Source organism: Kitasatospora sp. NBC_00240 (assembly GCF_026342405.1).
GTDB lineage: Bacteria > Actinomycetota > Actinomycetes > Streptomycetales > Streptomycetaceae > Kitasatospora.
Map to the genome: position 1 here is coordinate 8,256,558 of NZ_JAPEMU010000001.1, position 21,387 is coordinate 8,277,944.

Below are 21,387 nucleotides of genomic sequence, written 5' to 3' on the forward strand. Positions count from 1 at the left end.
TGACGAGGAGTCACCGTGTTGACCCCCAAGCGCCCCGCCGGCCTGCTGGCGGTATTCCTGCTGGCCGCCCTCGCCGCCCTCGGCCCGGCCGGGACGGCGAACGCCCACGGCGACACCATCCGCTTCCGGATCGCGGGTGCGCCCGACGGGCACCCCAGGGCGGTCGCCACCTGGGAGAACGACGGCGACCCGGTGGACGAGGAGGTCGCCGCCACGCTCAGCGCGGTGTCCGACGACGGCCGCTCGGTGGGCCCCTGGCGGCTGGTGCCGGTGCAGGGGAGCCCGGCGTCCTTCAGGACCCGTGAGCCGCTGCCGGTCGGCCGGTGGAAGGTGACCGTGGAGTCCGCCTTCCCCGCCCTCGGCCGGGGCGAGGCGGAACTGACGGTGGACGTGATCCAGGACCCGTCCCCGGCCGCGACGCCGGCCCCGACCTCGCCTGCCGCCGGGGCCGCCACTCCGGTCCGGCCCGGCCCCACCGTGCCGGCGTCCGCCGTGCCGACCACGTCCGCCTCCTCCCTGGCGACGGTGACCACCGCGGCGGAGTCCCCGGCGGAGGGTTCCACGGTCGGCCGTGCCCTCGCCACGATCGCCGCCCTGGTGGTGGGTACGGCCGGGGTCGTGGCACTGCGCGCCCGCCGTCGCGCCGCTCGGTGACCCGCCGCCCGCCCGGCCCGGCCCGCGGCCTCCGCTGCCGGGCTCTCCGGGCTTGCGGGGCCCACGGCGCCGAGGCCCCGAGCGGCCGGGCGGCGCTGACGTACCGGGCCGCCGTACGCCGGCCCGGTGCGGATCGCCGGCCGGGCCTGTCGCTCCCCGACCGGCGGGCGGCGGGGTGGCAGCATCGACCGGGCCGGTATCCGATCCGTCCCGGGAGATCACCATGTCCGACACCGACGCCGACACCGGCACCACCGATCCGGTGGAGCTGCTCGCCCGCGCGCTCCTCCAGGCTGGCGCGGTCGTCGCCGCGACCGGGCCCGACCAGGGCGCGCTGCCGACCCCGTGCCGGTCCTGGGACGTGACCGACCTGGTCAGCCATCTGCTCGACGACCTGCGGCAGTTCACCGTCCGGGCGAACGGCGGCACCCCGGACTGGAAGGCGCCCACGGAGCGCGTCACCCAAGGCTGGGCGCAGGCCTTCGAGTCCGGCGCCGAGGAACTGCTCGCCGCCTGGCGCCGGGCCGGCGACCTCTCCGGTGTCCTCGACGTCCCGGGCATGGGCGAGCTGCCGGCCCGGTTCCCGGTGGACCAGCAGACCGCCGAACTCGCCGTCCACAGCTGGGATCTCGCCACCGCGACCGGGCAGCCCACCGACCTGGACGAGACCGTCGGCCGGGCCGCCCTCGACTGGGGCCGGGGCGCCCTGCAACCGAAGTTCCGGGGCGCGGAGAGCGAGGGGCGAGCCTTCGGCCCCGAAGTCCCGGCCGGACCGGACGCCCCGGTGTACGACCGGCTGGCCGCGTGGTTCGGCCGACCTCCGGCGGACGACTGACCGACGTCCGCCGGGATCCCGGTCGACCCGCCCGCGCGACCGGGCTCAGCCGGCCGCCGCGGCCCGCTTGATCGCCTCCCGGATCCGCGGGTACGTGCCGCAGCGGCAGATGTTCTGGATCTCGTCGATGTCCGCGTCGGTCGGCGCGGGGTTGCGGCGCAGCAGCGCCACGGCGGTCATGATCTGGCCCGGCTGGCAGAACCCGCACTGTGCGACGTCGCACTCCAGCCAGGCCTCCTGGACGGGGTGCAGCACCTCGCCGTCCGCGAGGCCCTCGATCGTCGTCACCTGCCGCCCGGCGCAGTCCTTCACCGCCACCGTGCAGGGCTGGAACTCCGCACCGTCCAGGTGGCTGGTGCAGGCCCGGCAGACACCCACCCCGCAGCCGTACTTGGGGCCGGTGACCCCGAGCTTGTCGCGCAGCACCCAGAGCAGCGGCATGTCGTCCGGGGCGTCCACGCTGACCGGCCGCCCGTTGAGGACGAAGGTGTGACTGGGCATCGGTTCGGGCCCTTCAGAAGCTGATCGGGAAGGAACGCGGGCTGCGGCCGGTGGCCCGGGCGTACGCGTTGGCGACGGCGGCGGAGGCGGCCGGCACGCCGAGTTCGCCCGCGCCGCCGGGCGGCCCGGTGGGCGGCATCAGGTGCACCTCGACGGACGGCGGGCTGTGCCGCTGCCGGGCGTACCGGAAGTCCGCGTAGCTGCCCTCGCGCACCGCGCCGTGGTCGATGTGGTTGCCCGCCTGCAGGATCACCGAGATGCCGTCGATCAGCGCGCCGGTCAGCTGGGCCTCCAGCCCGCGCGGATTGACCGCCCGGCCGACGTCGGCGGCGATCACCGCCTTGGTGACCCGCGGCTGCGCCGGGTCGGTGGCGTCGATCTCGACCAGGTAGGCGGCGCAGGAGCGGTGCTCCTCGTGGAACCCCACACCCTGGGCGTGCCCGGCCGGCATCGGCCGGCCCCAGCGGCCTTCGGCGGCGACGGTGTCCAGCACCGCCCGGGCGTTCGCACCGCCCAGCCGGGCGCGGCGGAAGGCGACCGGGTCCTGCCCGAAGGCCCGGGCGAGCTCGTCCATCATGATCTCGTCCGCCACCCGGACCGTCCCCGAGTACACCGAGCGCCAGCTGCCGGTGGGCACATCCAGCGGCACCTCGGCGAGCAGCTGGGTGGTCACCCCGAGCTGGTACGGGTTCTTCTCGGTGAGCAGGAAGAAGCCCTGGCTCAGGCTCAGCCCGCCCGCCTGGACGCCGAACCCGGCGGCGGTCAGGGCCTCGCCGAGGCCGTGCCGGAAGTCCGTCCGCACCGTCGCCACCCGGTGCTCGTAGGTCAGCACCTGGCCCAGTGCGTGGGTGGCGCGGATCCGGTGGTGGCCGGCCGGGCGCATCCGGCCGTGCCGCATGTCGTCGTTGCGGGTCCACATCAGCTTGACGGGCCGCCCGGCGGCCTTGGAGATCTGCGCCGCCTCCAGCGCGGCGTCGAAGAACAGCCGCCGTCCGAAGGAGCCGCCGCCGCGCACGACGTGCACGGTGACCGCGTCCTGCGGCAGCCCGATCGCGGCGGCGACGCTCTGCTGCGCGACGATCGGCGACTGCGAGGAGAACCACAGCTCGGCGCGGTCCGGGCGGACGTCGGCGACGGCGGTCAGCACCTCCATCGGGGCGTGGCTGACGAAGGCGAAGTCGAACTCCGCGTCCACGTGCAGGGTGAGCAGCGGCGGTACGAGGAAGGGCAGGTTGGCGGCCCGAAGCCGGCTGCGGATGCCCGCGTCGGAGAGGCCGGCCAGCGGGCCCGGCCGCCAGGACACCTGGAGCGCGTCCCGGGCCTTGAGCGCCTGGTCGAAGGTCTCGGCCAGCACCGCCACCCCGCCGCCGCCGGGCAGCGGCAGCACGTCCAGCACCCCGGGCAGGCCGCGGGCGGCCGAGGCGTCGAAGGACTGCACACCGCCGTTGATCGTCGGCGGCCGCGCCACCACGGTCGGTACCGCGCCCGGGACGGCCAGGTCACCGGCGTACCGGGCGCGGCCGGTGACGATGTCGCGGGCGTCGATCCGCCCGGTGGGCGTGCCGACCAGTCGCTGCAGCTCGGCGGGCTTGGGCGTGCTCGGCACCGCCGGGACGGTCACCGCGGCGGCGGCCGCCGCCAGCGAGCCGAACCCGGCGCGGCGCCCGTCGGGGGCGAGCACGGCGCTGTCCTCGGTGCGCAGCGACCCGGCGGGCAGCCCCCACCGCACGGCTGCGGCGGTGACCAGCCTGGCCCGGGCGGCGGCCGCCGCCGCGCGGACCGGGTCGTACAGCGAGCGGACCGAGTTGGAGCCGCCCGTCAGCTGGTTGAACAGCAGGTCCGGCCGGGCGTCGGAGAGCGGCACGTCGACGTCGTCCAGCCGGGCGTCCAGCTCTTCGGCGACCAGCATCGCGACGGCGGTGGTCAGGCCCTGGCCCACCTCGGCCCGGGGCAGGTGCAGCACCACCCGGCCGGCGGCGGTCACCTCCAGCACCAGCAGGTGGGCGGTGGGCAGGCCGGCCAGGATCAGCGCGTCGCCGAGATCGACGACGTCAGGCACGCCCGGCAGGCTTGGCAGGGCCCCGGGGGCGGGTTCGGGGGCGGGAGCCGTCGCCGGGACGGTCGCGGCGACGGCGGTCGCGGGCGGCGCCGCGAGCCGGGCGGCGACGGTCAGGGTGGGCGCTGCCAGCAGGTAGGTGAGGAACCTGCGGCGTCCGACGGACGCACGGTCGGGGGTGGAGGTGCTGATCGCCGGGCCCTTCGCGCGGAGCCGGGGCCGGCGGCGCCGGTCCGTGGACGCCGACGAGCTTAGGGACGTGCTACCGGCCGGTCAACATGGTCATGACGACTCGCCGGGAGCCGGCGTCCCCGGGACCAGGGCGCAGTGGAGGGCCCGACCCGCAGACGACGGCCGCCCCCGCAGCCTTCGCCGGTGCGGCCGTGCGGCCCCGCCCGAACGGCCATGGCCGGCCTGTCGAAGGCTAGGCTCGCGGGATGCACACGACCTGGGACGCTACGACAGCCGGCGTACTGCGGCTGCCCTCCGGCCGGCTGGTCCGTGGGCGGGGGCTGAGCCGGCCGCTCCCGCCGGGGCCGGAACCCGAGTTCGCGCTGTACCTGCTGGGCCACCCGCCGCCCCCGGTCGCCTGGGAGGCCCGCTGGGTGCGCTGGCCGGACTTCCGGCTGCCCGCCGACCGGGAGGCGGCCCGCGCCGCACTGTGCGAACTCTGGGAGCGCGCCCCGGACGAGCGGGTCGAGGTCGCCTGCGCGGGCGGCCGCGGCCGCACCGGAACCGCCCTGGCCTGCCTCGCCGTGCTGGACGGCGTACCGCCCGGCGAGGCGGTCGGCTACGTCCGCGAGCACTACTCCCCGCACGCCGTGGAGACCCCGTGGCAGCGTCGCCACGTGCGGCGCTTCCGCTGAGCGGCGCCCCGCCGGACGGCGCCCCGGGTGATCGAAAACAGGTGCTTCGGCCCGGGCGCTCCCGGAACCGCCCGGGTTGAGGACAGGCTTCGAACAGGGCCATCATCGATCGGATGGACGACACCTGGGACATCATCAACTCGCTTGCCGGAAAACTTGATTCGCGATCGCATCTGCAGGGCGAACAGCGTTGGCTGGTCCAGATCGTCAAACTGCAGGAGGAGGTCGGGGAAGTCGCCGAGGCCGCCATCGGCGCCCTGGGCGAGAACCCCCGTAAGGGCTACTCGCACTCCTGGGACGACGTCCGCGCCGAGGCCTGCGACGTGATCACCACCGGCATGGTGCTGCTGGCCCGGATGGGCGGCGACCCGCAGCGGCTCTTCGACGAGCATCTGCGCCGCCTGGCGGCCCGCGACCTGCGGCCGGAACAGGGCTGAGACGGCCACCGGTAGGCCGCCGGCGCCCGAGCGGCAGCACCATGCCCTGCCCGTCGCCGAGTTCACCGCCGGGCTGCCCCAGCACGTGGTCTCCGCGAGCCTGCTGCTGGCCGACCCGCGGGGCCGGGTCCTGATGCTGCACCAGGCCCACCCGTATCCGCGCCATCCCACCTGGTGGCAGCCGCCGGGAGGCCTCGCCGACCCGGGCGAGCGCCCGTACAAGACCGCCCTGCGCGAGCTGGCCGAGGAGCCGGACTCGTCCCGGCCCGGGAGCTGCGCCTGCTCGCCGGCGACCACCGCGGTGCCACCGGCGGCGGGCCGCCGGTGATCGACTTCTGCTTCGACACCGGCGTCCTGCCCGCGGGTACAGCGGCCGCCCTCAGTGCCGAGCACGACCAGGCCGCCTGGCGCACCCCCGCCGGCTGGCAGCCGCAGCTGCAGCCCGAGCAGCGGGCCTGGTTCGCCGCCGTCGTCCGCCCCCGTGGTCCGGCCGGCGCGCTCTACCTCCAGGACGACCTGGAGCATCCCGGAGCCGGCCGGCTGTCCGCCGGCTGTGGTGAATATTGCACTGAAAAACCGTAAATGACGCACCATCAGTGCAGAACGGCACCGGCGTGGACACGGGGATGCCGACTTTCACCGCCGCGCCCCGGGCGTCAAGGATCCGGTGATCGCCGCTCCGGAGCGCAGGCAGCCCGGGGCTCCAGGGGTCGGGCCCGACCCTGGGTGAAGCGCACGCTCCGCGACCGGTGCGGGCAGTGGCTCGGGCTCGGCATTCGGGCCGGACACGGCGGGCGCCAACGTCCGAGCGGATTCGCGTACGGGGGCGGCAGGCCGCGCCCCGTCGCCCCGGTGTGCTCCGGGGGCGAGGTGGCTCTCGGGGCAGGCGGGGGCCCGGGGGAGGGGGAGGCGGCCCGTCAGGCCTGTTCGGGGGCCTGGGTCATGACCGAATCTGATCGTTTTTGGCTACGAATTGGTCAAGCTTCGCTCCGATGCATAGCGCAAATTGTCTGCTCATCGTCAAACTCTGGGCAGCTCAATCCCTGCAGCTACCCCCACAGGAGTCAGCGTGAGCCCCATCTCCGCGCGCCGCCGTCGCACCCTGCCCGCAGCGATAGCGGTCGCCGCCACCGCGGCACTTCTCGCCGCGACCGTCCAGACCGGATCGGCCGCCGCCGTCACCACCCGCGACACGGCGATCGCCCACGCCAAGGCCAATGTCACCCACAACGCCTCGGTGTTCGGCTTCGGGACGGACCAGGACCTCCAGGTCAAGGACGTCATCATCGACCAGGACGGCAGCCAGCACGTCCGTTTCGACCGCACCTACCGCGGGCTGCCCGTCGTCGGCGGTGACCTGGTGGTCCACCAGGACGCCAAGGGCCGGCTCAAGGACTCCTCCCGGGCGGCCGCCCACGACGCCGCCGTGAAGTCCACCGTCCCCGCCGTTCGCGCCGAGGCCACCGCCGGTCGCGCGCTGGGCCAGGCGCCGGGAATCTCGGCCGCCACCAGCAGCCCCGAACTGGTCGTCTGGGCCGCCGACGGCACGCCCCGACTCGCCTGGCGGACCACCGTCGCGGGCGTCGGCGAGCACGGCCAGCCCGCCGGCCGGATCGTCGTCACCGACGCCACCACCGGCGACCAGATCGAGGCGTACGACGCCGACCAGGAGGCCACCGGCACCGGGAAGTCCGAGTACACCGGCACGGTCAGCATCGAGACCAAGGCCCAGACCGGCGGCTACGCCCTGGTCGACGCCGTCCGCGGGCACAGCACCCGGGACGCCCGCAACGCCTCCTCCGGGTCCGTCACCGCCACCTCCGGCGTGCTGTTCACCGACACGGACAACATCTGGGGCGACGGCGAGAAGTTCTCCACCGACCGGGCCACCGCCGCCGTGGACGCCCACGCGAACACGGCCTGGACCTACGACTACTACAAGAACACCTTCGGCCGGAGCGGCATCAAGAACGACGGCAAGGGCGCCACCGTCTTCGTGCACGTCGGCACCAAGTGGGACAACGCCCAGTGGTCCGACGCCTGCTTCTGCATGATGACCGGCGACGGCGACGGGGTCACCGACCCCGAGCAGGTCGACCTCGACACCATGGGCCACGAGATGACCCACGGCGTCACCAGCGCGACCGCCAACCTCCGTTACAGCGGCGAGTCCGGCGGACTCAACGAGGCCACCAGCGACATCTTCGGCACCATGGTCGAGTGGTACGCCAACAACGCCGTCGACACCCCGGACTACCTGTTCAGCGACCAGTCCACGCCGCCGTGGCTGCGCCGGATGGACAAGCCCTCGCTGGACGGCTCCTCCGCGGACTGCTGGAGCAAGAAGGTCGCCCAGCTCGACGTGCACAACTCCTCCGGCGTGGGCAACCACTGGTTCTACCTGGCGAGTGAGGGCAGTGGCGCCAAGACGGTCAAGGGCGTCGCCTACAACAGCCCGACCTGCAACGGCTCCACGGTGACCGGCATCGGCAACGACAAGGTCGCCAAGATCTGGTACCGCGCGCTGACCGTCTACATGACGTCCACCACCAACTACAAGGGCGCGCGGGTCGCTTCGCTGAGCGCCGCCAAGGACCTGTACGGCGCGGGCAGCGCCGAGTACAACGCGGTCGCCGCGGCCTGGAGCGCGGTCAGCGTCAGCTGACCCCCCCGCACCGCACGGCTCGCCGCCCGGGGCCTGGTCCACGCCCCGGGCGGCGTCGCGGTTCCGCGGGGTGTCCGGACGGGAGATCGGTGCCCGGGGGCCTCGGCGGGGCTCGCGGAGATGTGGGGCATGTCATGGCGAAGAGCTATGAAAACTGGACATACCGGGCATCGGGTTTGCGCCCGGCGCGTGCGCGTGGGTACGAAGGGTCGGGAGAACAACGTCAGGCCCGACCAGCGGAAGGACACCTCATGCCGGCTCTGCGAGACGTGGATCCACTTCCCGGCGGCGGCCCCGCGGTGCCGCCCTCCGGCCGGTCCACCGGCGGTCGGGCCCGGCCGGAGCCGTCGTTCGGGGCGGTCCTGCCGGGTGAGGACCTCGGGGCGGTCGGACCGGCCGACGCGCGGGCCCTGTCCAAGGAGCTCTTCGTCCGGCTTGGCCGCTTGGAGCGGGGCACCCGCGAGTACTCGTACGTGCGCGGGACGCTGGTCGAGCTGAACCTGACCCTGGTCCGGTTCGCGGCCGCGCGCTACCGCGGGCGCGGCGAACCGATGGAGGACATCGTCCAGGCCGGGACGGTGGGCCTGATCAAGGCGATCGACGGCTTCGACCTCGCGGCCGGGTTGGAGTTCCCGACCTTCGCGCTGCCGACGATCCGCGGGGAGCTCAAACGGTTCTTCCGCGACACCGGGTGGATGGTGCACGTCCCCCGCCGGCTGCAGGAACTCAGGCTGGCCCTGGCCAAGGCCGGCGACGTGCTGGAGCAGCGCTCCGACCGTCCGCCGACCGTGGCCGAACTCGCCGCGTACCTGGACCTGCCGGAGCGGGAGGTCGTGGAGGGGCAGAAGGCGTCCAACGCCCACTGCCCGCGGTCGCTGGACGCGCCGGTCGACGGGGCCGACGGCGGCGGCACGCTGGCGGACCGGTTCGCGGTGGAGGAGAAGGGCTTCGAGGCCACGGTGGACCTCGAGTCCCTCAAGCCGCTGGTGGCCGCGCTGCCGGAGCGCGACCGGACCGTGCTCGCGTTGCGGTTCGGGGCGGAGCTGACCCAGGCGCAGATCGGCGAGCGGCTCGGGCTGTCCCAGATGCACGTCTCACGGATCCTGATCCGGATCCTCGGGGGCCTGCGCGCCGGCCTGCTCGCCGACGACTGACCCTTCGTCCACTGCCGTTCGCGTGCCGCCGCCGTCCGCCGGTGCGGTGGGTGCGGGCCCCGGCGGCCGGCCGGATTCGCTCCGGCGTGAGCGGGTAGGAGGTCGTTCCAAGATCCGCCGAGCGTAGGAGGAAGCACCCCATGGGAATCCTGATCCTGATGCTCGCCCCGCTGCTGCTGGCCGTGATACTCGCCTGGGGCAGTCTGAACGCGTCGGCCGCCCGCCATCGGGCGCAGGGTCATGCGTCGAAGTCGGGGGCGGACCGGCGCCGCGGGCCGGCCAAGCACGCCTGAACAGTGACCGACGGGACGTCCGGCGGAGCGAGGGCCCGCCGGACGTCTTCGGCCGTTCTCCGTCGGCCGCGCGCCCGGGTAGCTGATTCGTTCCGTCGTCCGCCCTCACCTCCTTCGCCGCGGTCGCCCCGGTCCCTTTCCTGGTGCCGCGGTGGTCCATCGGGTCTGCGCAAACCGTTGACGCCCATTTGGAAAGCGCTTACCGTCGGCCTCGCCCGGACCGGAGCAACTCCTGCCGGGCGCCGCGGCGCGCGCCCCCCGAACAGCGCCCCGCGGCCCCCGCTGTCCGGATGCCCCGGCAAGGAGCCCCCATGAGCGCCGACCCGCACGCCCTCACTCCCCCCACGGAAACCCCGTGGCCCGGCCGGGCCGGCCTGTCCCGCCGAGGGGTGCTCCGGATCGCCGCCGGAACGGCCGTCGCCGGCTCGCTGCTGCTCTGCGCCCAACCCGCCCGGGCCGCCGCCGACGCCTACGACGTGCTCCGGCTGCGCTGGCGCGACCTGCTGACCGGCACCGGCTTCGACCCGGCCGCCGAGCCGTTCGCCACCGCCCTGCGCGGCCTCGGGGCCCGGGCCGGGGCGCAGTACGCCACCATGGCGCCCAGCACCGGATCGCTCTGGCCGGACCTGCCGCTCGGCAGCGCCTCCGCCAACATCACCGGCAGCTACCTCCGGCTGCGCACGATGGCGCTGGCCTGGGCGCAGCCCGGCACCGGGTTCACCGCGGACCCGGCCCTCGGTACGGCGATCGCCGCCGGCCTCGCCCACCTCCAGGCAGGCGCCTACAGCCCGACCACCACCGCCTACGGCAACTGGTGGGACTGGCAGATCGGCGCGCCCAAGGCGCTGCTGGACACCTGCGTGCTGGCGTACGAGGCGCTCACCGCCGCCGGGTTGAGCGGGCAGCTGGCCTCCGTCGACCGGCAGGTGCCGGACGCGAGGGTCGCCTCCTACACCGGCACCAGCACCGGCGCCAACCGGGTCGACCTGTGCCGGGTGCTCGCCCTGCGCGGGGTGCTCGGCAAGAGCTCCGCCAAGGTGGCCACCGCCGCCGGCGCCCTCTCCCCGGTCTTCCCGTACGTGCGCAGCGGTGACGGGCTGTACGCCGACGGCTCGTTCGTGCAGCACACCTGGGTCCCGTACACCGGCTCGTACGGCGAGGTGATGCTCGGCGGGCTGAGCAAGCTGTTCGCCCTGCTGGCCGGGTCCGCGTGGCAGGTCACCGATCCCCAGCGGCAGACCGTCCTCGACTCGGTCACCGCCGCCTACGCGCCGTTCCTCTACAACGGCCTGGTGATGGACTCGGTCTCGGGCCGCGCGCCCAGCCGGGGCCTGCAGAGCGCCGACCTGCTTCAGCTCCAGCAGGACGACCACGGGCGCGGGCACGCGATCATCGGCCACATCCTGCGGCTCGCCGACTCGGGTGCCGCTCCGGCCGCGCAGTCCGCCGGCTGGCGGGCCGCCGTGAAGGGCTGGATCGCTCGTGACCACTACCGCCCCTACCTGACGAACGCGGCCGTCGACCTGCCCGAACTCGCCCGGGCGCAGAGGCTGCTGGCCGACAGCGCGGTGACGGCGAGCGGCGAGCCGGCCGGCGCCGGGGTGTTCGCGATGGACCGCGCGGTGGTGCGGCGGGCCGGCTGGGCGGCTTCGCTGAGCCTCTGCTCGGCCCGTACGACCTTCTACGAGACCGGCAACGGCGAGAACCTGCGCGGCTGGCACACCAACAGCGGACTGCTGGCCTGGTGGGGCGCCGACTACGGCAACGGCCAGTACTCCGACGCCTTCTGGCCGACGGTGGACCCGTACCGCCTGCCCGGCACCACCGTCTCCGGCAAGCCGCTGGCCGACGCCGCCGGCGGTGCGTGGGGCGCCGCGCGGCCGGCCGCGGTCTGGGCGGGCGGCGCCACCGACGGCAGCTACGCGGCGGTCGGCCAGGACGTCCGCGGGCTGTCCTCCAGCCTGAGCGGCCGCAAGTCCTGGTTCCTGCTGGACGATTCGGTGGTCTGCCTGGGCGCGGGCATCAGTTGCGCGGACGGCGTGCCGGTGGAGACCGTCGTCGACAACCGCAACCTGGGCGCCGCCGGTACGCACGCCCTCACGGTGGACGGGGTGCGGCAGCCGGACACCCTCGGCTGGTCCGGGCGGCTGACCGGGGTCCGGTCGCTGGCGATCGCCGGCTTCGGCGGGTACGTCTTCCCGGGCGGTGCGACGGTGAACGCCGCCCGCCAGGAGCGGACCGGCAGTTGGCACGACATCAACGTCAACGGGAGTACCCAGGCGCTGACCCGGCGCTATCTGACGGTCTGGTTCGACCACGGGACGGACCCGGCCGGCGCGGCCTACGCGTACCTGCTGATGCCAGGCGCGGACGCCGCGGCCGCCGCCGCCCGGGCCGCTTCGCCCACGGTCACCGTGATCGCGAACACCGCTACGGCGCAGGCGGTTTCGGACAGCGCCTCCGGCGTCACGGCGGCCAACTTCTTCGCGGCCGGGACGGCCGGGCCGATCACCGTGTCGGCGCCCGCCTCGGTGCTGCTGCGGGAATCCGGCGGCGAGCTGGCGATCACGGTCTGCGACCCTTCACGGGTGTCGGCGACCGTCACCGTCACCGTCGCCCGCTCCGGCTACCTGGACGCCCAGGCCGGCCCGGGCGTCACCGTGCTGTCGGTGGACGGCGCGGTGAAGCTGCTGGTGGAGGTCGGCGGGGCGCAGGGCGCCGGCCGCACCGTCACGCTGCGCAGGAGCGGCACGCCCGCCGGCGCCGTCGCCTCGGCCCTGGCCCCGACCCGGGACAGCTACCTGCGGGACGGCAGCTACGGCGACACCAACTACGGTACGGCGGCCACGCTCACGGTGAAGAACACCAACACCGTCGGGAGCGGCTTCGGGCGGCGGGCGCTGCTCGGTTTCGACACCTCGGCCGTCCCGGGGACGGTCCGCCGGGCGGTGCTGTGGGTGCACGGGGTGGTGGCCGACTCCGGCGGCACCCGGACCTCGCTGCAGGCCTTCGCCACCGGCGGCGAGGCCTGGACGGAGACCGCGGTGACCTGGAACCGCTCGCCCTCGCCGGGCGCCGGGCTCGGTACGGGCGCGATCTGCGACACGGCGGACTGGGTCGGCCTGGACGTCACTGCCGCGGCGGCCGCGGCGGCCGGCGGCGAGCTGACCCTCGCGGTGTGGCAGCCGCTCGGCACGGTGGGGCTGGCCGTCAACCTCGACAGCCGGGAGAGCACGGCCCACCAGCCCTTCCTGGAGGTGATCAGCTCCTGACCGTGCGAGGACGGGAGGGCGGGGCGCGTCGGGTCGGGGCGCGTCTGGGCGCGTCGGGTGGCCCGTTGCCGCCGGTGCCCCCTTGACCGAGTACCGTCGCCGCCCCCGACACTGGGGGCCGGAGACCGCCGGGCAGGGGTGGCGGTCCCGGACCGACCGGGTGAGGGAGCGTCAATGACCGAGATTTCGCACCGCTTCGTCGAGTCGTCGAGCGGGCTGCGGATGCATGTCGCCGAGGCGGGCACCGGGCCGCTGGTCCTGCTGCTGCACGGCTTCCCGGAGAGCTGGTACTCCTGGCGCCAGCAGCTGGTGGCGCTGGCCGAGGCCGGCTACCACGCGGTGGCGCCGGACCAGCGGGGCTACGGGCGGACCGGCGGCCCCGACGAGGTGGACCAGTACAGCATCCTGCACCTGACCGGTGACGTCGCCGGCCTGATCGGGGCGCTGGGCGCGGACGGCGCGGTGGTGGTCGGGCACGACTGGGGCGCGCCGGTGGCCTGGCACACCGCGCTGTTCCGTCCGGACCTGGTCCGCGGGGTGGTCGGGCTCTCCGTGCCGCCGTACCCGCGCGGGCGGGCCGGGCTGTCGCAGACGCTGCGCGGCCAACTGGGCGACCCCGCCCACCTCTCCTACTACATGATGTACTTCCAGCAGCAGGGGGCGCCCGAGGCGGAGCTGGGCCGGGACCTGGACACCACCTTCCGGCGGCTGCTCGCCGGGGCGCCGGAGATCGGCCCGCACGGTCTGCTGATGGTGCCGGAGGGCGGCGGGTTCCTGGACGTCTTCCGGGATCCCGAGGAGCTGCCCGACTGGCTCACCGAGGCCGACATCGCCTTCCTGGCGGCCGAGTTCAAGGAGAACGGGTTCCGCCGGCCGCTGCACTGGTACCGCAACCTGGACCGCAACTGGGAGCTGACCGCGCCCTGGCACGACGCGAGGATCCAGCCGCCGGCGCTGCTGATCGTGGGTGACAAGGACCTGGTGGTCGCCAACCCCCAGGCCCGGGAGAGCCTGTCCACGCTGTCCGGCCACGTACCCGGACTGCGTGAGGTCCGCCTGCTGCCCGGCTGCGGCCACTGGACCCAGCAGGAGCGGCCCAAGGAGGTCTCCGAGGCGCTGATCGACTTCCTGGCCGGCCTCTGACCGGGCGGCCTCCGGGCCGGGCCCGGCAGTCCCCGGACTGCCGGGCCCGGCCGTGCGGATCGGCGGCGGAACGGGCGCCGACCGCACATGTATGACGGACCCGACGGCAGCCGCCGGCGTACCGGCGAGGGGCGGGGTGGCCGGGACCACCGGGGGACGACCGGGCCGGAGAGGTTGCACAGACGCCAGGCCGGTCGCCGCAGACGGTTGCGGACCGCGGTGGCGTTCCGGCGGCTCACAGATCGGCCCAGTAGGTTATGCCGTGATCGCCGGGCCGGCGGCCGTGTGCGGTGGCCAGCCGGGCGACGATGTCGTTGCCGCGGCCGTGTTCGTCGGGCGCGCAGCTGGCCGTCCAGGCGCCGTCCCGGGTGGCGGGGCCGCCGTCGTCGACCTCGATGTGCAGGGCGTCGCCGGGGGTGGGGCGGTCGAGGTGGAGGGCGATCGGGGGGCGGGCGTGTTCGACGGCGTTGGTGACGAGTTCGGAGACGACGAGCAGGGCCTGGTCGGTGGTGTCCTCGTCGACGCCCCAGGCGTCCAGGGCGGCGCGGGTGATGCGTCGGGCGTCGCCTGCCGACGCGGGGTGGTGGGGGAGCACCCAGACGGCTTCGCTCCGTACGGGCCCTGCCTCGACGCCGGGCTCCGGGAGGAGGGGGACGGTGGTGGAGCCCGTCATGCCCCCCGCCGGGGCGTCGAGTGCTCCGGTGGGGCTGGTGGCGATGGCGTCCATGGGAAGGTCTCCTCTACCGACGTCCCGGTCGGGATGTCTGTTCCGTCCCCCTTGCTCTCCCTCCATGAGGCCTGCGGACGAAGATCGAACGGCCACCGGAGAGGTCACGGCGGGATAACGGAAGGCTCCGGTCGTACGGGATGGGTAGGTGGAGGACCACGTAGTCGGCCGCTTGACCGCGCGTCCGGCACTGCCGGCGTCGAGCACCGTCACCGCGACGGCACCCACTGGTCGCTGTGCGGCACCGGAGCCTTCCCGGCACTCAGCCCTCGCCCACCCGTTTCAGGGCGAAGTCGTCGCAGTAGGCGGGGCCGCTGATCTCCAGCGGCGCGCAGTAGACGGTCAGGCGGGTCGTGCGCGCGTCGGTGGTGAACGACACCACTCCCCATGCGTACAGGTCGACGGATTTGAGGACGACCCGTGCGTCGGGACTGCCGTCCCTCCGCGCACCCAGGGCGACGCTGTCGCCACCGGCCGCCACCGCCGCATGTCCGGAGAGCTTGTACGTACTCCCCGGCACCACGTCGACCGTCTGTTCCACACGTGACGCCGGCGAGGTCAGCCGCACCGCGTGCTGACCGGCGTGCGGATGGGTGGGGACGACGGAGGCCCCGGCGGTGAGTCGCCACGGGGACGCGCCGGCCGCCTCGAAGTCGGGATCGACGATCGACTGGTCCACGGAGGCGGGCGGGGGCGCGCTGCTCCGCGACGCCCGCGCGGTGGAGGGCGAGGGCGAGGGGGTGACGGAGGGGAGCACGGGAACGACCGTGCTGACGACTGGCTCGGGGGTGCTGTCCCGGCTCGGGGCGGACGGCCCTCCGACCGGCGGCTGCTGGTCCCCCGCCGGTCCACCCTGGCCGGGCAGAACGGCGACGACCAGGGCGGCGGCGGTCAGTACGCCGACACCACCGACCGTTGCCGCAGCCCATTTGCCGGTGAGGGCAGTGGCTTTGAGGGCCTTGGCCGGCAGCACCACGTGGGCGGTGTCCGCGAACAGGTGGGAGGCGCCGGGAGGGGCGAGCACGATCGGCAGCATCGCGCCCAGGCGGGAGTTGATGCCCCGGAGTTGCGTGAGGGCGCTACGGCAGTGGGTGCATTCGGCCAGGTGACGGCGGAGTGCCCCGTGGGGCCGGGAGGATCTGCGTGCGGTCTCTCCCAGTTGGCCTCCGTAGTGGACGCATTCGCTGTCCTCCCGCCGCTGCACGTGGGCCTGCAGGTAGGCCTTGCGAAGTCCCTCCAGGGCGCGGTCCAGGAGTGAGGACACGCCGGAGGGCGCGATCCCGAGGGCGGTGGCGACCTGGCCGGCCGGCACCTCGTCGACCAGGCGCAGCCATAGGACGGACTGCCATCGGTCCGGGAGGGAGCGGAAGCTGTGGGCCACAAGGCTGTGCTCCTCGTGCCGCAGGACGATGCCCGCCGGATCACCGTCGGTGCCCGTGCCGGGGTGGTCGGGCGAGGACCGGTGCCACTGCTCCAGTGCATCGGCGTCCTGCAGGTGGATCCGCCGCTCCGTGCGTCCCCAGGCGAACGCCGCGTTCTGGACCGCGCCCAGCAGGTACGGGCGCCACGAATCGGCCGGGCCCTTGCCGGCGTCGACGGCGCGAACGGTGTTGACGAAGGCCTCCGCTGCCAGGTCCTGCGCGGTGTGGGCGTCGCGGGTGAAGGTGCGCGCATACCGCAGCGTCCCGCTGTGATGCCGCTCGTAGAGGGTCTCGATGGCAGCTGTTCTGGCGGTGCCGGTGGCGTGCGGATCGTCCCGTATGAGCGCCGTGAGTCGGCTGTCCGACCGGCTGTCGCCGGTCGCGGTCGGGGCGGAGGTCGTCATGGCTGTGCCCTGTCTCGGTGCGTGGGCCGTCGTGTGGTCCCGGATCCCGGCAGGGGCGGGACCGTTCATAACGAATCGATCACGCACCGGGACCATCGGGGGCGAGGGGACTTCAGGAGGTGGAACCGCTCACCTGCGGCTACGGCGGGAGCCTAGCCGGACAGCGCGGTCCATGACACAAAGTGGCGGAAATGCCGTCAAATCTCCTCATGCGTCTGCACGGACGGCTCACGCCCGACGGGTGGGCCAGGTCGGATGGCCCGCGGGTACCGAGCCGCTGCGACCGCGGTCGGGCCCCTCGGGCCGTCATGAGGTGAGGCGACGACGGATCCGCCCGTACCTCGAAAGGGGCCGGCCCTCGCTTGCGACGCCGGTCCGAGCCGGCAAGGAGAACTCCCCATGACACCCGTCCCGTCCACCACGCATGCCACAGCGGCCCCCTCGGCCGGTCCCGCGCGTCCGCCGCGCAGGACCTCCCGCGGGGCAGCCCCGCTGCTTGCCGTGGCCGGAGCCCTGACACTCTCCGCGACCACCGTTCTCACCCCTGCCACGGCGGCCGAGCCGGCCCCGTCCCAGGTCGACCGGCACGCCGTCGTCCTCGTCAACTTCCGCAACCTCGCTCTGGCCGACCCCCAGCGGGCGCACGACCAGGCGGTGCGCAACTTCTTCGGCCCGGCCGACTCCCTCGCCACCTACTACAAGGAGAACTCGGGTGGCCGGATGAGTGTCGTACCCGCCAAGGGCGACGGGGTGTTCGGACCCTTCACCCTCGACATGGACGACTCCGCCGCCTGCGAGACCGGAAAGATCGCCGAACTCGCTCGCAAGACGATTCCCGACCTGGCCTACGACCACGTCTCGATCGTCATGAACACGAAGTACTGCGGCGACTGGTGGGGCCTGGCCAGCGTGCCCGGGCCGGTGAGCTGGTTCCACGAGGGCGCCGTCGCAGACAAGGCCGCCATCGTCCACGAGTTCGGTCACAACCTCGGGTTCGCCCACCAGAAGCGCCAGACGTGCACGGCCGGCAGCTTCACCGCCTGCACCGACGACGGCTACAGCAATCGCACCCCCATGGGCGGGGGCGGGGAGAAGAAGGGCCTGACCGCGCCCGAGCTGCTCTCCCTGAAGTGGCTGACCACCCAGCAGGTGACCACACCCACGGCCACCGGCAGCGTCCACCTCACTCCGCTGCACGCCGTCGGGACCTCGGGCGTGCGCGCGATCGACCTGCCACTGGGCGCCGGCGGCGACCGCATCGTCATCGAGTACCGCACCCCCGACTCCGCCACCCCGGACCTCGACGTCGCCCAGGGCGTCAACGTCTACCGGATTCCCCAGGGCCGCTACAACCAGGCCGTCCTGATCAGCAACGTCGGACACGACAGCAAGGCGGTCGTCGGCTCGTTCGTCGCCGGAACCCCGATCTCCGACACCTCCGCCAAGGTGTCCGTCGACGTCTCCCAGGCCACCGCGGCCGGCGCCGAGGTCAAGGTCCTGCTCGGCTCCGGCCCCGGGACGGCCACCACGACCCCGATCCCGGTTCCGACGGGGGCCGCCCCCGCCCGGAGCACGAATCCGCCGGTGGACGCCGCCGTCCCGAGCACCCCGGAGGCTGATGACCACGCGGTCATCGGATCCACCGTCGCCCCCGAACCCGCCGCGTCCACAGGCAAGGCCGGGGACGGCTCCCTTGCCGCCACCGGCGCCGCCACCACCGGGCCCGCTGTGATCGGCGGGGTCCTGGTCGTCGCCGGGGCGACCGTCACCGTCCTCCTGACCAGGCGTCGCTCCCGCCGCCGCGCCCACTGACCCCCGCGCGGCCCGGGTGACCGCCGTACCCGACGGCCCAGCCCGGGCCGCGACCCCACCGCGTCCCGCCGCCGGATGGCTCACAGCCGTACGACCGCCAGGTCGTCGCAGTAGGCGGGTGCGGTGCCGGACACCTTGAAGCAGTACACGGTGGCGCGGGAGGCGGCGGGGCCGGTGGTGAACTCGACCGCACGGTAGGTGTACGTGGTCGCCCCCGCCGGGTCCCGGAGCTCCGGCCCGCCGTAGTTCTTGACGCCGATGGTGGCGAGGTCGCCGAGAAGTCGGTGGAGTTGTTCAACGCCTCCCACCCGGGCGTCCAGGTGACGTACGGCAAGATCTCGCCCGGCTCCAAGGGCGGCTACACCAAGATGCTCAGCGCGGTGAAGGCCGGCAACACCTCCTGCGTGGGCATGGTCGGCTTCGAGACGCTGCCGACCTTCGCCGCCGCCGGCGCCACGCACCGCCGAGTGTTCCCGGGCTGTCCGGGGGTTGCCCGGCCGGGCGGTCAGAGCTCCGTCAGCGGCCGGGCGGGGTCGGCCAGGGCGTCCGGGTCGACCGGCCGGCCGGAGCGGACCAGCTCCCGGATCGGGTCGGTGACGTCCCAGACGTTGACGTTCATGCCGGCCAGCACCCTGCCGCCGGAGAGCCAGAAGGCGATGAACTCCCGGCCCGGCACGTCGCCCCGGAACACCACCCGGTCGTAGCCGCCGGGTTCGACGTACCCGGTGTACTCCATCCCGAGGTCGTACTGGTCGGAGAAGAAGTACGGCACCCGGTCGTACACGGCGTCCTGACCGAGCATCGCGCGGGCGGCGGTCTGCGGCTGGTTGAGCGCGTTGGCCCAGTGCTCGACCCTGATGTGCTTGCCGAACAGCGGGTGGAAGGCGTTGGCGACGTCCCCGGCGGCGTGCACGTCCGGGTCGGAGGTGCGCAGCCACCGGTCCGTCCGCACGCCGTTGTCGATCTCCAGGCCGGCGGCCTCGGCGAGCCCGGTGTTGGGGGTGATGCCGATCCCGACGACCACGGCGTCGGCCGCCACCGTGCTGCCGTCGCCGAGGCGCACCCCCGTCACCGCCCCGGGGCCGCCGGTCAGGGCCTCGACCTGGACGCCGAAGCGCAGGTCCACCCCGTGGGCCCGGTGCAGGCCGGCGAAGACCTCGGCGACCTCCCGGCCGAGCACCCGCAGCAGCGGCAGCTCGGCGCTCTCCAGCACGGTCACCTCGGAGCCGGCCGCGCGGGCCGCGGCCGCCGTCTCCAGGCCGATCCAGCCGGCGCCGATCACCACGATCCTGGCGCCGGGGCGCAGTGCCTCCTTCAGCCGCTCGCTGTCCTCTACCCGGCGCAGGTAGTGCACGCCGGGCAGGTCGGCGCCGGGGACGGGCAGCCGGCGCGGGGAGGATCCGGTGGTGAGCAGCAGCTTGCGGTAGCCGATCCGGCCGTCGTCGGCCAGGGTCACGGTGTGCGATGCGGGGTCGAGGGCGGTGACGGCGGTGCCGAGCCGCAGGGTGACGTCGTGGTCGGCGTACCACTGCGGCGGGTGGACGTAGATCTTCTCCCGCTCGGTGCTGCCGAGCAGGTACCCCTTGGACAGCGGCGGCCGCTCGTACGGGCGCTCGTGCTCCTCGCCGAGCAGCACGACCGGCCCGTCGTGCCCCGCCTCGCGCAGCGCCTCGGCGGCCTTCGCCCCGGCGAGGCTCGCCCCCACGATCACGATTGCCTGGTCCGTGCCTGTGCTCATGGTCAGCTCCTCGTCGGTTCGCCGGCGCCGTGTCCCGGACAGCCTGCCCGGGAGTCGGGGGCGAGTCGAGACCATAGGGCGCGCGGCGCGACCGGCTCCCCTGTTCGGGTGACGGCGTGCCCGGGGCGGGCCGGCCGGAGACCGCGGCCGGGCCGGCTCAGCGCTTCGGGGCGAGCGCGGAGCCGGTCGCCGCGTCGCGGACCAGGGCGGTGTCGACGAACTGCTCGAAGCGCACGATGAGCCCGCCGCGGACGACGAAGTGGTGCGCCACCCGGACGGCCAGCGGCTTGCCGGTGGTCCGGTGGCGGGCGGTGTACCGGGCCAGCACCACCACGTTCTCGCCGTCCACCACGTAGCTGTCGTCGTGGGCGGTCCAGTCCTCCCAGTCGGCGGCCAGCCGCTCCATCACGGCGGCGGTGACGCCGGCGGGCGTCCGGTACGTCCCGGCGAGTGGGAACCCGGCCATCTCCGTCCACTCGACGTCGTCGGCCAGGGTGGCCCGCAGGGCGGCCAGGTCGCCGCGGGCGGAGGCGAGGTACTGGCGGCGCACCACGTCGGCGGGGGCGGCGGACGGCTGCGGTGTACCGGTCACGGTCAGCCCCACGTCATCTCGCCCTTGGCGACCTTGGTGCCGAGGTCGACGGCCATGGGCATGCCCGCGTCCGGGTAGAGGCGCTCCAGCTCGGCCCGGGCGGCGGCGGCGTCGGGGGACTTGCCCACCTCGGTCTCGAAGGTGCGCAGGTAGTCACGGGTGTAGCGGATGGCGGTGGTGTCGGTGGGCGCGCCCGCCGTGCGGTGGCCCGCCACCACGAACTCCGGCTTGAGCGCCTCCATGCCGTCCAGCAGGTCGATCCAGGCGGCGCGCTGCTCGGCGGTCGGGGTGTCGGCCGTCCAGACGTGCAGGCCCTGGAAGAGCAGTACGCCGCCGAGCATCGCGCGGTGTTCGTGCTGCCAGAGGTAGTGCCGGTCCGGCAGGTGGAAGTCCGCGCCGCGCAGGTCGAAGCGGTGGCCGGCGAAGTCGATCTCGTCGGTCGTGAGGATCTCGGGCAGGACCAGTCGGGAGGGGAGTTCGTCGCCCAGGTGCGCCCAGGCCTGGAGCTTGCCCGGGTAGGTCTCCGTGATGTGCTCGACCACCAGGTGGGGGGCGAGGAACCGGGCGTCGGGGAAGGCGTCCTGGATCTCCTCGGCACCGAAGTAGAAGTCCGGGTCGCCGTGGCTGACGAAGACGGTGGTCAGCCGTTTGCCGGTGGCGCGGACCGCCTCCACCAGCCGGCGGCCGTCGGAGCGGGTGAAACCGGCGTCGACCAGCATGGCTTCGTAGGGCCCGGTCACCAGGACGGCGGTCTTGTTGAGCGAGCTGTCGGGGCTGTCGACGACCTGGAAGTCGAGGGTGCTCATGAGGGGTCCTT

20 protein-coding genes are annotated in these 21,387 nt (G+C 74.2%); 12 read left to right on the forward strand and 8 right to left on the reverse strand.

What is annotated here, in order from left to right; genetic code table 11:
- Window positions 1-15 precede the first annotated feature (15 nt).
- Together OG689_RS35155 and OG689_RS35160 are read left to right on the forward strand one after the other, a co-directional pair.
- Window positions 16-654, forward strand: coding sequence for a hypothetical protein (locus OG689_RS35155; RefSeq protein WP_266325121.1), 639 nt, complete (start codon window positions 16-18; stop codon window positions 652-654).
- A gap of 223 nt (window positions 655-877) precedes the next feature.
- On the forward strand, window positions 878-1,489 hold the full coding sequence (locus OG689_RS35160) for a TIGR03086 family metal-binding protein (protein WP_266325123.1): 612 nt from the start codon (window positions 878-880) through the stop codon (window positions 1,487-1,489).
- A 45-nt stretch (window positions 1,490-1,534) separates the two neighbouring features.
- Here the strand turns inward: OG689_RS35160 and OG689_RS35165 are convergent, their stop codons facing one another.
- Both OG689_RS35165 and OG689_RS35170 read right to left on the reverse strand, forming a co-directional pair.
- Window positions 1,535-1,990 carry a (2Fe-2S)-binding protein gene (locus OG689_RS35165; RefSeq protein ID WP_266325125.1) on the reverse strand — a complete coding sequence of 152 codons (456 nt, stop codon included), beginning with the start codon at window positions 1,988-1,990 and terminating at the stop codon, window positions 1,535-1,537.
- Window positions 1,991-2,003: 13 nt separating this feature from the next.
- Window positions 2,004-4,049, reverse strand: coding sequence for a molybdopterin cofactor-binding domain-containing protein (locus OG689_RS35170; RefSeq protein ID WP_323189356.1), 2,046 nt, complete (start codon window positions 4,047-4,049; stop codon window positions 2,004-2,006).
- A 434-nt stretch (window positions 4,050-4,483) separates the two neighbouring features.
- Here OG689_RS35170 and OG689_RS35175 point away from each other — a divergent pair, with 434 nt between their 5' ends.
- The 9 genes from OG689_RS35175 to OG689_RS35215 all read left to right on the forward strand — a co-directional run bounded on the left by OG689_RS35175 (window position 4,484) and on the right by OG689_RS35215 (window position 13,876).
- Window positions 4,484-4,912 carry a protein phosphatase gene (locus OG689_RS35175; protein ID WP_266325127.1) on the forward strand — a complete coding sequence of 143 codons (429 nt, stop codon included), beginning with the start codon at window positions 4,484-4,486 and terminating at the stop codon, window positions 4,910-4,912.
- Between the two features lie 113 nt (window positions 4,913-5,025).
- Window positions 5,026-5,349, forward strand: a complete 324-nt coding sequence (locus OG689_RS35180) for a MazG-like family protein (RefSeq protein ID WP_266325129.1) — start codon at window positions 5,026-5,028, stop codon at window positions 5,347-5,349.
- Between the two features lie 85 nt (window positions 5,350-5,434).
- Window positions 5,435-5,677 carry an NUDIX hydrolase gene (locus OG689_RS35185; protein ID WP_266325131.1) on the forward strand — a complete coding sequence of 81 codons (243 nt, stop codon included), beginning with the start codon at window positions 5,435-5,437 and terminating at the stop codon, window positions 5,675-5,677.
- On the forward strand, window positions 5,674-5,931 hold the full coding sequence (locus OG689_RS35190; protein WP_266325133.1) for a hypothetical protein: 258 nt from the start codon (window positions 5,674-5,676) through the stop codon (window positions 5,929-5,931). The genes OG689_RS35185 and OG689_RS35190 overlap by 4 nt, the downstream gene beginning before the upstream one ends.
- A 487-nt stretch (window positions 5,932-6,418) precedes the next feature.
- Window positions 6,419-8,014 (forward strand): M4 family metallopeptidase, encoded by a 1,596-nt coding sequence (locus OG689_RS35195; protein WP_266325135.1) that lies wholly within the window; start codon window positions 6,419-6,421, stop codon window positions 8,012-8,014.
- Between the two features lie 251 nt (window positions 8,015-8,265).
- Window positions 8,266-9,168: a SigB/SigF/SigG family RNA polymerase sigma factor gene (locus tag OG689_RS35200; RefSeq protein ID WP_266325137.1), complete on the forward strand. Its 903-nt coding sequence runs from the start codon at window positions 8,266-8,268 to the stop codon at window positions 9,166-9,168.
- A 140-nt stretch (window positions 9,169-9,308) separates the two neighbouring features.
- Window positions 9,309-9,461 carry a hypothetical protein gene (locus OG689_RS35205; RefSeq protein ID WP_266325139.1) on the forward strand — a complete coding sequence of 51 codons (153 nt, stop codon included), beginning with the start codon at window positions 9,309-9,311 and terminating at the stop codon, window positions 9,459-9,461.
- Between the two features lie 311 nt (window positions 9,462-9,772).
- On the forward strand, window positions 9,773-12,733 hold the full coding sequence (locus tag OG689_RS35210) for a polysaccharide lyase family 8 super-sandwich domain-containing protein (protein ID WP_266325141.1): 2,961 nt from the start codon (window positions 9,773-9,775) through the stop codon (window positions 12,731-12,733).
- 174 nt (window positions 12,734-12,907) lie between these two features.
- A complete protein-coding gene (locus tag OG689_RS35215) occupies window positions 12,908-13,876 on the forward strand; it encodes an alpha/beta fold hydrolase (RefSeq protein WP_266325142.1) in 969 nt (322 codons plus the stop codon).
- 235 nt (window positions 13,877-14,111) lie between these two features.
- Here OG689_RS35215 and OG689_RS35220 read toward each other — a convergent pair whose 3' ends face one another.
- Together OG689_RS35220 and OG689_RS35225 are read right to left on the reverse strand one after the other, a co-directional pair.
- Window positions 14,112-14,603 (reverse strand): ATP-binding protein, encoded by a 492-nt coding sequence (locus tag OG689_RS35220; RefSeq protein ID WP_266325143.1) that lies wholly within the window; start codon window positions 14,601-14,603, stop codon window positions 14,112-14,114.
- Window positions 14,604-14,865: 262 nt separating this feature from the next.
- Window positions 14,866-16,428 carry a sigma-70 family RNA polymerase sigma factor gene (locus tag OG689_RS35225; RefSeq protein WP_266325144.1) on the reverse strand — a complete coding sequence of 521 codons (1,563 nt, stop codon included), beginning with the start codon at window positions 16,426-16,428 and terminating at the stop codon, window positions 14,866-14,868.
- A 399-nt stretch (window positions 16,429-16,827) separates the two neighbouring features.
- Between OG689_RS35225 and OG689_RS35230 the strand changes: the two genes are divergently transcribed.
- Window positions 16,828-18,240, forward strand: coding sequence for a hypothetical protein (locus OG689_RS35230; RefSeq protein ID WP_266325145.1), 1,413 nt, complete (start codon window positions 16,828-16,830; stop codon window positions 18,238-18,240).
- Between the two features lie 80 nt (window positions 18,241-18,320).
- Here OG689_RS35230 and OG689_RS35235 read toward each other — a convergent pair whose 3' ends face one another.
- From OG689_RS35235 to OG689_RS35250, 4 genes are all read right to left on the reverse strand, one after another.
- A complete protein-coding gene (locus tag OG689_RS35235) occupies window positions 18,321-18,548 on the reverse strand; it encodes a hypothetical protein (protein ID WP_266325147.1) in 228 nt (75 codons plus the stop codon).
- 197 nt (window positions 18,549-18,745) lie between these two features.
- A complete protein-coding gene (locus OG689_RS35240) occupies window positions 18,746-19,978 on the reverse strand; it encodes an FAD-dependent oxidoreductase (RefSeq protein WP_266325149.1) in 1,233 nt (410 codons plus the stop codon).
- Between the two features lie 157 nt (window positions 19,979-20,135).
- The gene (locus OG689_RS35245; RefSeq protein ID WP_266325151.1) at window positions 20,136-20,570 is read right to left on the reverse strand and encodes a nuclear transport factor 2 family protein; all 435 of its coding nucleotides are present in this window, start codon (window positions 20,568-20,570) and stop codon (window positions 20,136-20,138) included.
- A gap of 2 nt (window positions 20,571-20,572) precedes the next feature.
- A complete protein-coding gene (locus OG689_RS35250) occupies window positions 20,573-21,376 on the reverse strand; it encodes an MBL fold metallo-hydrolase (protein WP_266325153.1) in 804 nt (267 codons plus the stop codon).
- Window positions 21,377-21,387 lie beyond the last annotated feature (11 nt).

Excerpts from the sequence above, each read along its gene's own strand:
- OG689_RS35225 (WP_266325144.1), bottom strand. The coding sequence starts at position 16,428 with ATGACGACCTCCGCCCCGACCGCGACCGGCGACAGCCGGTCGGACAGC.
- OG689_RS35160 (WP_266325123.1), top strand. The coding sequence starts at position 878 with ATGTCCGACACCGACGCCGACACCGGCACCACCGATCCGGTGGAGCTG.
- OG689_RS35215 (WP_266325142.1), top strand. The coding sequence starts at position 12,908 with ATGACCGAGATTTCGCACCGCTTCGTCGAGTCGTCGAGCGGGCTGCGG.
- OG689_RS35230 (WP_266325145.1), top strand. The coding sequence starts at position 16,828 with ATGACACCCGTCCCGTCCACCACGCATGCCACAGCGGCCCCCTCGGCC.
- OG689_RS35175 (WP_266325127.1), top strand. The coding sequence starts at position 4,484 with ATGCACACGACCTGGGACGCTACGACAGCCGGCGTACTGCGGCTGCCC.
- OG689_RS35165 (WP_266325125.1), bottom strand. The coding sequence starts at position 1,990 with ATGCCCAGTCACACCTTCGTCCTCAACGGGCGGCCGGTCAGCGTGGAC.
- OG689_RS35210 (WP_266325141.1), top strand. The coding sequence starts at position 9,773 with ATGAGCGCCGACCCGCACGCCCTCACTCCCCCCACGGAAACCCCGTGG.
- OG689_RS35205 (WP_266325139.1), top strand. The coding sequence starts at position 9,309 with ATGGGAATCCTGATCCTGATGCTCGCCCCGCTGCTGCTGGCCGTGATA.
- OG689_RS35240 (WP_266325149.1), bottom strand. The coding sequence starts at position 19,978 with ATGAGCACAGGCACGGACCAGGCAATCGTGATCGTGGGGGCGAGCCTC.
- OG689_RS35220 (WP_266325143.1), bottom strand. The coding sequence starts at position 14,603 with ATGGACGCCATCGCCACCAGCCCCACCGGAGCACTCGACGCCCCGGCG.
- OG689_RS35180 (WP_266325129.1), top strand. The coding sequence starts at position 5,026 with ATGGACGACACCTGGGACATCATCAACTCGCTTGCCGGAAAACTTGAT.
- OG689_RS35250 (WP_266325153.1), bottom strand. The coding sequence starts at position 21,376 with ATGAGCACCCTCGACTTCCAGGTCGTCGACAGCCCCGACAGCTCGCTC.
- OG689_RS35200 (WP_266325137.1), top strand. The coding sequence starts at position 8,266 with ATGCCGGCTCTGCGAGACGTGGATCCACTTCCCGGCGGCGGCCCCGCG.